This window comes from Chelatococcus sp. GCM10030263, from assembly GCF_042666455.1.
In the GTDB taxonomy this organism is placed as follows: domain Bacteria; phylum Pseudomonadota; class Alphaproteobacteria; order Rhizobiales; family Beijerinckiaceae; genus Chelatococcus.
In genome coordinates, this window is record NZ_JBHTDB010000016.1 from 666,398 (window position 1) to 678,410 (window position 12,013).

The following is a 12,013-nucleotide window of genomic DNA, read 5'->3' on the forward strand; positions in this document are numbered from 1 at the left end:
TCAGATCGGCCGGAGAACTGTCAGGCGGCTTCGGCCATGCCCCGTCCACGGCGGAACAGCGGATAGAGCAAGGTCGCCGCCGAGAGCAGCAGCAGGGTGACGGAGATTGGATGGGAGACGAAGATGACGGGCGAGCCGGCCGAGATGACCAGCGACTGCCGGAAAGAATTCTCCGCAATCGGTCCCAAGACCAGGGCAATGATCACCGGGCTGGCGGGTATGTCGGCGAGCTTGAACAGATAGCCCAGCACGGCGAACACCAGCATGATCCATATGTCGGTCATGGAGTTGTTGATGCTGTAGACACCGATGAAGCACAGCGTCGCGACAACAACCGGCAGCACCTTCTGCGCAACGCGCAGCAGCCACACGAAGAAAGGCACCATGAGCGTGTTCTGGATCAGCAGCATTACGTTGCCGATATAAAGGCTGGCGATAAGGCCCCACACCACGTCGGGATGCTCGGTGAACAGGCGCGGGCCGGGCTGAATGCCGAGCAGCACGAGGGCGCCGAGCAGTACCGCAGTGGTGGAGGAGCCGGGAATGCCGAGAGCGAGCAGCGGCACGAAGGCCCCGGAACTGGCAGCGTTGTTCGCCGCTTCCGGACCCGAGACGCCACATAGCGCCCCCCTGCCGAACTGCTCCGGCTTTTTGGAAAGGCGCCGTTCGATGCCATAGGACAGGAAGCTCGCGATGGTCGCACCGGCGCCAGGCAATACCCCGACGAAGAAGCCGAGCAGGCCGCCGCGGAACATGCTGCCGATCGTCTCGCGCAGTTGGGCGCGCGTCGGAATGAGTGCCCGCAACCGGAAGCGGTTGGCTTTGTCCAGGAGGAAGGACGACGGGCTGGCGATGTCCTGCAGCACCTCGGCAAGACCGAACATGCCGACCACGGCGGGGAGGAAGTTGACGCCGTCGAGCAATTCCATGCTGCCGAAGGTCAGGCGCGGAAAGCCGGATACCACGTCCTGGCCCATGGTGCCGACCAGCAGGCCCAATGACAGCGCCAGCGTAGACTTCAACAGGCTGCTGCCGGTGAGCGATGCGACCAGGGCGAAGGCCAAGATCATCACCGAGAAATATTCCGGCGGCCCGAAGCTGAGCGCCACGCTCGCCAGCGGCACGGCAACGACCGTCAGGAAAACGAGGCCCAGCGTACCAGCGAGGAACGACCCGATCGCCGCCAGCCCGAGGGCGAGGGCTCCCTTGCCTTGGCGGGCCATCGGGTAGCCATCGAAGGTGGTGACGACCGAGGCGCTTTCGCCGGGCACGTTGAGCATGACCGAGGTGATCGTGCCGCCGTACATGGCGCCGACATAGACGCCCGCCATGGCAACCAGCGCGAACAGCGGCTCGGCGCCATAGGTGATGGGCAGCAGCACGGCGATGGCGGCGGAGGGGCCGAGGCCAGGAAGCACGCCAACCAGCGTACCAGCGAAGGTGCCCGCGAGGCAGGCCCCTAGCATCTGCCAGTCCATCATCCGCGCGAAGCCGCCCATCAGGGAGGCGAGCACATCATGTTCCATGCGAAATCCTTCGCCCTAGAGCCAGGCGCCGCGCGGGAAGGGAATGTTCAGAAGGTGAACGAAGACGAAGTAGAGGATCGCAATCCAGATGGAGGCGAGCGCGAACGCATAATGAATCTTCAGCCGCGCTACCCAGGCGAGGCCCGCGAAAGAAAAGACGAACAGTCCCACCGTAAAGCCGACATAGTCTGCGGAGAAGGCGAGAGCCGCCGCGAGCACCAGCAGCAGCGCAGCGCGCGGGAAATAGGGCCCCCACTCGATCGGCCCGGACGAGATCGGCCTCAGCGCGACCGCGGCGGCGCAGCCCGCGAGAACGGCGCCATACGCAATGGGTGCGGCGCCGGGACCGACCGTATATTCCTCCCAGAGCGACAATCCGCTGGCGGCATAGATCCCAATGGCGCCCACCCCGAAAAGGATGAGCGCGAGATAGCGTTCGAGATTGCGCATGGCGTCTACCGTGAAGGGAAAGCCTGGACGCGCCATTGGTCGGCGCGACCTGGCAAGGCGCGATCAGCGCTTCAGATTAGCCTTGAGCCACTCGATCTGTCCGGCAATGGTTTTCTCGACCTCCTCCGGTGCGGCGTAGACCGCTGCGAGGCCGAGTTCCTTCGCCTTCTCCGGATATCCCGGCGAAGTCGCGATCTTCTTGACCGCCGCGCGCAGCTTCTCCAGGACCTCCGGCGGTGCACCGGCAGCGATGGTCACGCCGCGGGCAGAGCCGTTGAACTGGATCTCGAAGCCCTGCTCCTTGAAAGTCGGTGTGTCGGGCATCTGCGGGTCGCGCTGGTCGCCGCCGACACCGATGACACGCAGGCTGCCGTCCTTCACATAAGGCATGGCTTCGCTGACAGTCAGGCCGACCGCATCGACATGCCCGCCGAGGGCAGCGGTGATCGCCTCCTTGCCGCTGTCGAAGTTCACGATTCGGAACTTGACGCCGGCCGCAACCTCGATCGACTTCGCGGTCAGCGCGTCGGAGCTGACGATGCCGGTCGCCGCATAGGAAAGGCCACCCGGATTCTTTTTCATGAACTCGACGGCATCGGCAATCGTCTTGAATTGACTTTTGCCGCTGACCGCCACGACGACCGGGTCGAAGGCGATCTGGCCGAGATATTGAAGCTTCTCGACCGGATCGAAGGGCAGCGCGCCGGTGGCGTAGTTCGCGCTCAGCGCCGGCAGGTTATAATTGCCGAGCGAATAGCCGTCCGGCTTGGCGCGGGCGATGAAGGTCCAGCCGGTGACGCCACCGGCACCGCCGCGGTTCACGATGACAACGGGCTGGCCGAGCTCCTTCTCCAGGAAGGGCGCAAAGGCACGGAAGTTGAGGTCGACGCCGCCGCCCGCACCATAGGTGATGTTTATCTCAATCGGCTTGGTGGGATAGGACTGGGCAAAGGCAGGAACGGAAAAAGGGCTGAGAACGATGGCGGCAAGCACCAACCCAGCACGCGTGGGGCCTTGAAGCATTTCGGGTCTCCTCCATTGGAACCGGGTTGTAGCGGGATCGCCTTCCCGTTCTCGTCTTTCGGCATAAGAGCGAAGTTTCTATTTTTTGAGATTTGCGCAAATAGCAAATCGAGTCAATCCTAGCGTGATGGACGGCCAGCCACGGCCCAACGGGAAATCGCTGCATGGACCCATTTGCCACCGGCAAACCGCCGCTCAACGAACCCACCTATTTGCGAGTGAAGCGCGCCATCATCGGCGACTTGATCGCCCACGGCTTTCAGCCGGGGGACCACCTGACGATCGAGATGCTGACCTCGCGCTACAACGTGAGCCACATGCCTATCCGCGAGGCCCTGCGCCAACTGGAGGGTGAAGGCATCCTCGTCTCGCTGGCGCACCGCGGATTTCGTATCGAGGCGCTGACGGAGCGCTATATCTGCAACATGTACGACATCCGCATCGGCATCGAGACGATGCTGGCGCGGCGCGCCGCCGAGCATGCCAAACCCGTCGACATCGAGCAGCTGCGGGCGATCCACGAGCGCTATGCAGCAGCCGTGAGAGCCGGCGACGTCCAACCGATACTCCGCATCAACATCGACTTTCACGACCGCATCCACGCGCTCGCCGACAACCCCGAAGCGGTGCACATGGTCGACGCACGCACCCGCATCGTGCGCACCGTCGCCCAGACCGTGGATGCCCATGTCCAGCTGGACCGGGCGCCGATCATCGCCGAGCACGCCCGGATCATCGAAGCCATGGCGCGGGGCGATGCCGATGCTTGCAGCCAGGCGGTCTTCGAGCATCTCGACAAGGCCCGCGACCGGTTGCTGGTCCGCATGAAGCAGGCCGGCCACCTGCTGGAGCCACACGGTGGCTGACTTGCCGATGGGGGCCTACTGATCCACCACCGAACCGTCGAGGTGCAGCCGCGTCTTCAGCTTGCGCGGCCGATAGGGGAATTTCGTCAGTGCGTCCGGATTGAGGGCGATGCCGAGCCCTGGCGCATCGCTGATCTCGAGGAAGCCGGCTCCGTCGTGACGCGGCGCGCCGGTAACGAGCTGGTCGAAGTCGGGGCGTTTGTCGGTCTTGTCGCTCCAGGTGTCGGCAGGGAACTCCTGCAGCACGAAAGTCGGCGAGACGGCGGCGATCTGCAGGCAGGCGACCGTGGACACCACACTGAGCGGATTGTGCGGTACTATGCCGATATGCGAGGCCTCGGCGAGCGCGGCGATCTTGCGCGCGCCGGAGATGCCGCCGACCATGCAGACGTCGGGCCGCACGAGCTGCACGGCCTGCCGCGCAATCAGCATCTGGAATTCCCAGAGCGAGGTCAGGCGCTCGCCGGTGGCGATCGGGATGCCGAGCTTACCCGCCACATAGGCCATCTCGTCGAGATTGTCCGGGGTCACCGGATCTTCCAGAAAGAGCGGATAGTAAGGTTCGATCGCACGGCCGAACTGCACCGCCTCGTAGGGCGTCATTCGGCGATGAATTTCGATGCATAGATCGACATCCGGGCCGGCGATCTCGCGATACTGCCGCACCGTTTCGACCGCATCGTGAATCTTGCGCGCATAGGATTGGTAGTAGGGCTCCTCGCGCGGCGTATCGAGGAACGGGGTGAGATGCCCTACCGCGGTGAAGCCGGCATCGCGCGCCGCCTTGACGCCGGCAAAGAGCTCCTCCTTGGTGGTGCCGAACACGTGGTAATAGGCGCGCGCCTTCTCGCGGACCTTGCCGCCCAGCAGGGCGTGGACGGGAGCGTTGAAATGCTTGCCGGCGATATCCCAAAGCGCGATATCGATGGCGCTGAGCGCCGCCATGATCGCCGAGCCGCGGAAATGCGCCGAGCGGTACATATACTGCCAGTGATGCTCGATGCGCAGCGGATCCTTGCCCAAAAGATAGTCGGCAAAGGTGTTGACCGCGCCGACGGTCGCCTCGTGGAAGGCCCAGGCACCGCCCTCGCCCAGCCCCGTCAAACCGTTATCGGTGGTGATCTCGACGAACAGGAAGCGGTCGAGCAGAATGGGCGTGATCTTGTCGATGCGCATCTGGCCTCTCCGGATTATGGCGCTTGGGACATCAGGACAGCAGGACCCGGCAATCGTCGGGATGGATGCCGACGAACACCGGCCCATTCATCGGAACCGTGGGGCTGATGGCGCGCATCTCGCCGAGTGGCGTCGTGCCGACGACCTCCCAGTCGTTGCCCTGGAACAATCGCGCGCCCACCGTGAGCGGCAAGACCAGCGAGCCGGTCCTGGCCGATGCCGGATGTCCCAGCACCTGGAGCCTGCGCGGACGGATAGCGATCTTCACTTCGTTGCCAGGATCGACCGGGGTCGAGGGCAGAACCAGCCTGTCGCCATTGCCCAGCGCGAGCGCCGCCTGCCCGGCCACCGGCTCGAAGGTCTCGACCGTAGCAGTGATGGTGTTCGCCCCGCCGACGAAGTCCGCCGCATAGGCCGTGCGCGGCGTGTCGTAGACTTCGGTTGCCGGACCGTCCTGCTCGACATTGCCATCACGCAGCAGGATCACCCGGTCGGCGAGCGAAAGTGCTTCGACGTGGTCGTGCGTCACCAGAACGGTGGTGAGCTTCAGCTCGGCCTGAAGCTTTGCGAGCCAGGTGCGCGCGCGCTCCCGCAGCTGCGCGTCGAGGCTCGACAGCGGCTCGTCGAGCAGCAGCACCTGCGGGCGGAACACCAGCGCCCGAGCAATGGCGACGCGCTGCTGTTGGCCGCCAGACAGCTCGAAAGGGTAGCGGTCTGCAAGCGCCGAGAGCTCGAGCCGGGCGAGCATCGCCCGCGCCGCCTCGTGGCGCTCACGACGCCCAACACCGCGCAAGCGCAGCGGATAGGCAATGTTGTCCAGGACGCGCATGTGAGGCCAGAGCGCATAGGACTGGAACACATAGCCGATGTTGCGCCGCTCGGCGGGCAGATCCGCACCCGCGCTCGCGGAATAAACGACGCTGCCGTTGATGCCGATCTCACCGCCGCTCGGGCTGTCCAGGCCGGCGATCAGGTTGAGCAGGGTGGTCTTGCCGCACCCACTCGCGCCCAGAAGGGCGGTGAAGGAGCCTTCCTCGATACTGAGGCTGATCGGATCTAGGACCTTCACCTGGCCGTAGCTCTTGGTGACGCCGTTCAGCGTGATCATCGCGGTCATGGGCCTATCCACGCGAATAGATGAAGACGGCCAGCGGCACGGTGATCGCCAGCTGGATCACGGCCAAGGCGGCCAGACTGCCGAGATGGCCGACGAGGTTGAGCTGAAGCATCGTCGTGCCGATGACTTCGGTGCCCGGACTGAACAGGAACGACGCGGCGGAATATTCTTTGAAGAACTGTACAAAATAGAGCATGAACGCTCCGACCAGCGCGTGCTTGGTCAGCGGGAAGGTCACGTCCCGCACCGCAGCCCAGCGACCTCCTCCCGAGACCCGCACTGCCCGGTCGAGATCGGCCCCGATCTGCAGGAACGCGGGCGTCAGCGCGCCGAATCCGGTCGGAAAATACCGGATGGTGAAAGCGATCACGAGGATGAGGAGCGTCTGCCGCAGCACGTCGCCACCAGGCATCAGCATTACAGCGTAGAAAAAGCCGAGGCCGACGACGAGGCCCGGCACGGCTCGCGGGATCACCGATATCTGGTCGATGATGCCGCGTGCGAAAGGAAGCGTGCGATAGGCGAATACAGCGGCGACGAAGGTCAGGACCAGCGCGGCGAGGCCGCCGAAAAAGGCGATGATCAGGGTGTTCCAGATGCTGCGCACATACTGCTCGCGCCCGAAGATCACCTCGTAATTAGCGAGGGTGACGACATCACTGATCGGCAGCAGCGGCGACAGCAAGCTGGTGAAGGAGCGCAGCACCAAAAAGGCGGTGGGGATGATGGAGGTGACGAGCACAAAGATGCCGATCACCGCCGTGACGACCCAGCCCACCAAGCCGATGCGCAGGCGCGTCGTCTTCGCTGCGCGGCCGCCCACCGTGACATAGCGGCGCGTGTCGCCGATCCAGCGCGTCTGCAGCAACACGAGCAACTGGACGATGATGATCATAAACACCGCCGCCGCCGCCACGATGCCATAGTCGACCTGAGCCGAGATGAGACCCTTGGTATAGAGGTAGGTCGCCAGCACCTGAATGCGGGCCGGCTCGCCGATGATCAGCGGCACGGCGAGTAGGTCCACGACGAGCATGAAGTTGAGCACCGCGCAGGACAGGATCGCCGGCTTCAGCAGCGGTATGACGATGGTGAAGATGGTTGTGAATGGACCGGCGCCGGCGGTGCGGGCGGAGCGCTCGAAGTCATCCGGGATGTTCGCGGCCGCGGCCGCAAAGAACAGGTAGCTGATCGGCGCCTGCGCGATGCCGGCAATGACGCTCATGCCACTGAGCGAGTAGAGGTTCGGAAGCCCGAAGCCGAGGTGGGCACGCATAAAGAGTGCAACATAGCCGCCGGGTCCGTAGAGCATCGACCAAGCGAAGGACAGGATCAGCGGCGAGATGAAGATGGGCGCCAGGAAGAGGAGCCGCAGCGTCTTGCGCAGCGGGATACTCATCCGCTCGAAAATCAGGCTCAGCGTCAGGCCGAGCACGATCGAGATGAGGGTGGAGAGCGCAGCGAAATAAAAGGTGTTCTCGGTGGCGCTGAGGAAAGCGCCGTCCTGCAGCAGCCGGGCGAAATTGCCGAGCCCCAGCGTTCCTCCGGCATCATAGAGCGGCTTATCCAGGAACGCCTGATAGACGATCGGTATGACCGGCGAGATCAGGAACAGGAAGAGGGCCAGGCAGAAGAGAAAAGTCGCGTAACGGATGTTCAGGAAAGTCATTCCCGGTCTCCGGCGGGAAGACCGGGCGCGCGGGCGCCCGGCCGCGGCAGAGGGGATCACTTCTTCTGGAAGGCAGCTTCGAGGCGGGGGGCGATTTTCGGCAGGCCGGTGATCATTTCCGGGTCGAGGGCGACGCGCGAGACATTCGCCTCGCCGACTTGCTGCACCATACGATCATAGGTCAGTCCTCCGGGCATGGCGGCCGGGTCGTCGACATCGGCGCGGAAGCTGACGAGACCGCCCTTCCCCACCGCAGTCTGTCCTTTCTTCGAGAGCAGGAAGTCGATCATCAGCTTGGCGGAGTTCGGGCTCGCGGCGGTCTTGGTGATCGCCATGTTGCGCATGTTGATGACGGTGCCGTCCTTCGGCAGCGCCCAGCCGATCAGCTTCTCACGGTTGGGATCGGAGAACAGGCCGAGCACCGCCTGCGAGGAGACGAGATAGCCGATGACGTATTCGCCCGACGTGATCTTCTCCACGATCGGGCCGGCGGTGCGATAGACGTCCGACATCGGTCCGATCTTGTCGAACCAGCCATAGGCGGTCTCGCCGCGCAGCTTGACGATGCCCCAGAAGATGGCCTGGGTGAAGGCGCTGGCGTTGGGCGCGTAGGTGCCGAGGCGACGATCGAACTCCGCCGGCTGTTTTCCGACTACGTCGACGATGTCCTGCATGGACTTCGGCCAGTCCGCCTCGGGCAGCAACAGCTTGTTGTAGGCCAGCACGAACGGGTCGGTCGAGACCGTGTAGACGCCCGGCTTAGGCACCGACCAGGCCGGAACATGCGGGATTTCGGGCGATTGGTAAGGCTCGATCATGTTCTTCGGCAAGAACTCGAGCCAGGCGAGCGGCGCTGCCGAGAGCAGGATGTCGGCGGAGTGGGTCTTGGCACCCTGATCGGCATAGTAGCGCTCGAACACCTCATTGGCGTTGAGGTCTGTCGCCTCCACCTTGATCCAAGGATATTCTTGCCTGAAGGCAGCGATGATCGGGTCCCAGTTGAACAGCGCGATATTAGAATAAACGGTGAGACCGCTCTCCTTCTTCGACGCCTCGATAATCTGCGAATACTCGGCGGGGTAATAGGATGGCGGGGCCGCATGCGCCGTCACCAGCGACGACATCATGAGGCATCCGGCGATACAGGCAGCACGCAGCTTCCGCATTACTTCCTCCCCAATATGTTTTCCATGGACCGAGCTTTTTCTTGCGAGCCGCGTTCAGCTGACCCGGTATTTCGCGAGTTGCTTCTCGTTGGGCTCGCAGCCGTTACCGGGCGCGGACGGCACAGTGACGGTGCCATCCTCGTTGAGGTCCGGTGTGTCGAGATAAACATTGCCCCACATCGGATCGAATTCCTTGGGATAGAACTCGATCATCAGCGCGTTGGGGATGGCGGCGAGCAGGTGCAGATGCGTCTGCTGGTCGCCGTGCGGACAGATATCGAGCCCGTGCGCCTGAGCGAGCGCGGCGATCTTCATGAATTCGGTTATTCCGCCGGTGTAACGGGCATCCGGCTGCAAGATGCCGACCGCCTGGGTGGCGATCAGGTCGCGAAAGCCATGCTTGTTGTATTCGTTTTCGCCCGAGGCCAGGGTGAGCGGAACGGCGGCTGCGATCTTGCGCAAGCCTTCGTAGTCGTCGGGCTGCACCGGCTCCTCGAACCAGAATACATCATAGTCGGTGACGAGGCGGCCGAAGGTGATGGCGTCGTAGTAGCGATAAGCGCAGTTGGCGTCGACCATCAACTTGATGTCCGGGCCGATTGCTTCGCGCACCAGCTTCACGCGTGCCGCGTCGTCGCGCGGCGATAATGCGCCGACTTTCATCTTCACCGCGCGAGCGCCACGCTCGACATAACCCAGCATCTCCTCGGCGAGACCGTCGAGGCCCTTTCCGGGCGTGTAATAGCCACCGGCGACATAGGTCGGGATGGCGGTGCGGGCACCGCCGAGCAGCACATAGAGCGGCAGGTTCGCGGCCTTGGCTTTGATATCCCACAGGGCGAAATCGATGGCCGAAAGGGCGCGCGTCTCGAGGCCTCGGCGGCCGGAAATCTTGGGGCTCCAGAGCTTGCCCCAGATCTGCTCGCTCATGAAGGGATTCATGCCGACGATCTGTTCGCAGAAGGTGGCGATCAGTTCTCGCTCGCCCGGCTTCGCGCCGGAAATACCTATCCCGGTGATGCCCTCGTCGGTGAACAGCTTCACCACGCCGAGCGTGACATCCGTATAGGTGTGAAGGCCGTTCGTTATGGGTTGCGGTCGCGGCCACCGGTAATAGACGGTTTCCGTCCTGACGATCTTCACAGACGCAATCTCCCTCTCAGGGAAGCGCCGGAACGACGTCCGCGCGGCCTCCCCGTTGTTCGTTCCAAAGACATTGACCGCGTGCCGAACGCGTGTCAATCAACGGAATCTGTTTTCATTGGATGAAATGCCCCATGACAACGGGCGCAATAGCGAACGTTCAAGAACGGCTGGTATTCGTGGAATCGTCGGACGGTTTCGGCCTCTCCGGCGTGCTCTTCGAGCCTGAAGGACGACGAGCACCGAGCCTCGTGATCTGGTTCCACGGCATTCATCTGCAATTCTGCGAGCCCGAATATGCCGCCATCGGGCGGGCCGTGGCGGCGCGCGGTACCGCCTTTCTGAGCGTGAACACCCGCGGTCGCGATTTCGGGGTGTGGATGCGCGGCCGCTCCGGGCTCAAGCTCGCCGGCTCGGGCTGGGAGCTGCTGCAGGAATGCACGGCCGATATCGAGGGTTGGCTGCGATTCGCCAAAGCGGAGGGCTACGACCGACTGATCCTCGCCGGACACGGCTTCGGAGGATCGAAGATCGTCTATCACCTGTCCGAGCATCATGAGCCCGCGGTCAGGGGCGTCATTCTTGCTTCCTGCGCCTCCATCATCCGCGACACGCTGCGTCCCGAACTCAGCGCGCGCGCGAAGGCCATGGTGGCGGAGGGGCGGGGCATGGACCTGCTCCCTTGGGGCACAAGGCCGGGCATTATGACGAGCACCGTCAGCGCGCAGGTCCATGTAGCCCGCGAAAGGTTGCGTCACGATCTCTACGGGGATGGCCAGCAGCCACCGGCGCTCACCCGGATCAGGGTGCCGGTGCTGGCCTGGTTCGGCGAACAGGAAGTAACGCCCGAGCGCGACGCCAATCGCTTCCTGGAGAGCACGGCGCAAAACCTCACCGCCAGCCCCATGGTCAATATCAAATTGTTACCCGGTGCTTCCTATCTCTACACAGGGGCGGAAGCCGTCGTTGCCAGGGAGATTCTTCGGTGGGTAGGCCGCATCAGCCGGACATGAGCGCGGAAACGGGAAGGCCGGCGCTCACGCGTACCTTGGAGCGCGGGCTCTTGCTGCTGACCCTGGTCGCGCAGGGGGGTGGGCTCCCCCTCATCGAGATAAGCCGCCGCGCCGGCATGTCCCCCAGCACCGCGCTGCGCCTGCTGGAGACGCTGCGCGCTTATCATTTCGTCGACAAGGACGCGGTGACCGGCCGCTACCGCGTCGCAATCGGCGCCTTCGAGGTCGGCAGCTCCTATCAGCGCCAGAACGGCATGAGCGAAACGGCCCGCATCGTGCTGCGCCGGCTGTCGGGCGCATTGCGGCAGACCGCCAACCTCGCCGTGCTCGACAAGTCGGACATCGTCTATGTCGAGCGGGTAGAGGCCGATGGGCCGCTCGGCACCCGCGGGCACTGGGGCGAGCGGCTGCCGGCGCATTGCACGGCAGCCGGCAAGGCGATGCTGGCATGGTCGTGGGAGTCGCGTTGCGACGAGGTGCTCGGCAGCCCGCCTTTCGCCCGGCTGACGCCGAACACCATGACCGATCGGGAAACGTTCATGCGCCAGCTTCTGACCATTCGCGAGCAGGGCTACGCGGTGGATGAGGAGGAGGCTATCCTTGGCGTGCGCTGCATCGCCGCTCCCGTGCTGGAACGAGATGGCGGTGCGCGAGCCGCCATCTCGGTCTCGATGCTGGCGCGGACCGTTCGCCCCGAACAGGAAAGCGCCATCATCGATGCCGTGCGTGACGCTGCGCAGCGGCTGTCGGTGATGCTCGGCTGGCAGGCGCAAGCGATGGCCGCGCCCGAGACCGACACCCACTCCCTTTTCACCGACTGAACGCGGCAGGATTTCTCGCCAAGGTTTGGAGCCGCGAGGGCTG

General features: G+C 64.0%; 11 protein-coding genes. 3 read left to right on the forward strand and 8 right to left on the reverse strand.

From position 1 onward, the window contains the following. Positions 1-20: 20 nt before the first annotated feature. The 3 genes from ACFQU1_RS25465 to ACFQU1_RS25475 are packed head-to-tail and all read right to left on the reverse strand — an operon-like array spanning position 21 to position 2,999. Positions 21-1,526, reverse strand: a complete 1,506-nt coding sequence (locus ACFQU1_RS25465; protein WP_378138075.1) for a tripartite tricarboxylate transporter permease — start codon at positions 1,524-1,526, stop codon at positions 21-23. Between the two features lie 15 nt (positions 1,527-1,541). Further along, the gene (locus ACFQU1_RS25470; RefSeq protein WP_378138077.1) at positions 1,542-2,012 is read right to left on the reverse strand and encodes a tripartite tricarboxylate transporter TctB family protein; all 471 of its coding nucleotides are present in this window, start codon (positions 2,010-2,012) and stop codon (positions 1,542-1,544) included. Between the two features lie 27 nt (positions 2,013-2,039). Then, the gene (locus tag ACFQU1_RS25475) at positions 2,040-2,999 is read right to left on the reverse strand and encodes a Bug family tripartite tricarboxylate transporter substrate binding protein (RefSeq protein WP_378138079.1); all 960 of its coding nucleotides are present in this window, start codon (positions 2,997-2,999) and stop codon (positions 2,040-2,042) included. A gap of 164 nt (positions 3,000-3,163) precedes the next feature. Between ACFQU1_RS25475 and ACFQU1_RS25480 the strand changes: the two genes are divergently transcribed. Continuing rightward, positions 3,164-3,865 (forward strand): GntR family transcriptional regulator, encoded by a 702-nt coding sequence (locus tag ACFQU1_RS25480; RefSeq protein ID WP_378138081.1) that lies wholly within the window; start codon positions 3,164-3,166, stop codon positions 3,863-3,865. 15 nt (positions 3,866-3,880) lie between these two features. Here the strand turns inward: ACFQU1_RS25480 and ACFQU1_RS25485 are convergent, their stop codons facing one another. The 5 genes from ACFQU1_RS25485 to ACFQU1_RS25505 are packed head-to-tail and all read right to left on the reverse strand — an operon-like array spanning position 3,881 to position 10,136. Next, positions 3,881-5,041 carry a mandelate racemase/muconate lactonizing enzyme family protein gene (locus tag ACFQU1_RS25485; protein WP_378138083.1) on the reverse strand — a complete coding sequence of 387 codons (1,161 nt, stop codon included), beginning with the start codon at positions 5,039-5,041 and terminating at the stop codon, positions 3,881-3,883. A 31-nt stretch (positions 5,042-5,072) separates the two neighbouring features. Then, positions 5,073-6,158 (reverse strand): ABC transporter ATP-binding protein, encoded by a 1,086-nt coding sequence (locus ACFQU1_RS25490; protein ID WP_378138085.1) that lies wholly within the window; start codon positions 6,156-6,158, stop codon positions 5,073-5,075. A gap of 4 nt (positions 6,159-6,162) precedes the next feature. Then, complete coding sequence (locus tag ACFQU1_RS25495; protein WP_378138087.1) at positions 6,163-7,827, reverse strand: ABC transporter permease; 1,665 nt, start codon at positions 7,825-7,827, stop codon at positions 6,163-6,165. Between the two features lie 56 nt (positions 7,828-7,883). After that, positions 7,884-8,993, reverse strand: coding sequence for an ABC transporter substrate-binding protein (locus ACFQU1_RS25500; RefSeq protein ID WP_378138089.1), 1,110 nt, complete (start codon positions 8,991-8,993; stop codon positions 7,884-7,886). A gap of 54 nt (positions 8,994-9,047) precedes the next feature. After that, on the reverse strand, positions 9,048-10,136 hold the full coding sequence (locus tag ACFQU1_RS25505; RefSeq protein ID WP_378138091.1) for a mandelate racemase/muconate lactonizing enzyme family protein: 1,089 nt from the start codon (positions 10,134-10,136) through the stop codon (positions 9,048-9,050). A 179-nt stretch (positions 10,137-10,315) separates the two neighbouring features. Here ACFQU1_RS25505 and ACFQU1_RS25510 point away from each other — a divergent pair, with 179 nt between their 5' ends. Together ACFQU1_RS25510 and ACFQU1_RS25515 are read left to right on the forward strand one after the other, a co-directional pair. Then, positions 10,316-11,149, forward strand: a complete 834-nt coding sequence (locus tag ACFQU1_RS25510) for an alpha/beta hydrolase (RefSeq protein ID WP_378138093.1) — start codon at positions 10,316-10,318, stop codon at positions 11,147-11,149. Further along, positions 11,146-11,970 (forward strand): IclR family transcriptional regulator, encoded by an 825-nt coding sequence (locus ACFQU1_RS25515; protein ID WP_378138382.1) that lies wholly within the window; start codon positions 11,146-11,148, stop codon positions 11,968-11,970. The genes ACFQU1_RS25510 and ACFQU1_RS25515 overlap by 4 nt, the downstream gene beginning before the upstream one ends. The last annotated feature ends 43 nt before the right edge of the window (positions 11,971-12,013 follow it).

Excerpts from the sequence above, each read along its gene's own strand:
- ACFQU1_RS25465 (WP_378138075.1), bottom strand. The coding sequence starts at position 1,526 with ATGGAACATGATGTGCTCGCCTCCCTGATGGGCGGCTTCGCGCGGATG.
- ACFQU1_RS25470 (WP_378138077.1), bottom strand. The coding sequence starts at position 2,012 with ATGGCGCGTCCAGGCTTTCCCTTCACGGTAGACGCCATGCGCAATCTC.
- ACFQU1_RS25475 (WP_378138079.1), bottom strand. The coding sequence starts at position 2,999 with ATGCTTCAAGGCCCCACGCGTGCTGGGTTGGTGCTTGCCGCCATCGTT.
- ACFQU1_RS25480 (WP_378138081.1), top strand. The coding sequence starts at position 3,164 with ATGGACCCATTTGCCACCGGCAAACCGCCGCTCAACGAACCCACCTAT.
- ACFQU1_RS25485 (WP_378138083.1), bottom strand. The coding sequence starts at position 5,041 with ATGCGCATCGACAAGATCACGCCCATTCTGCTCGACCGCTTCCTGTTC.
- ACFQU1_RS25490 (WP_378138085.1), bottom strand. The coding sequence starts at position 6,158 with ATGACCGCGATGATCACGCTGAACGGCGTCACCAAGAGCTACGGCCAG.
- ACFQU1_RS25495 (WP_378138087.1), bottom strand. The coding sequence starts at position 7,827 with ATGACTTTCCTGAACATCCGTTACGCGACTTTTCTCTTCTGCCTGGCC.
- ACFQU1_RS25500 (WP_378138089.1), bottom strand. The coding sequence starts at position 8,993 with ATGCGGAAGCTGCGTGCTGCCTGTATCGCCGGATGCCTCATGATGTCG.
- ACFQU1_RS25515 (WP_378138382.1), top strand. The coding sequence starts at position 11,146 with ATGAGCGCGGAAACGGGAAGGCCGGCGCTCACGCGTACCTTGGAGCGC.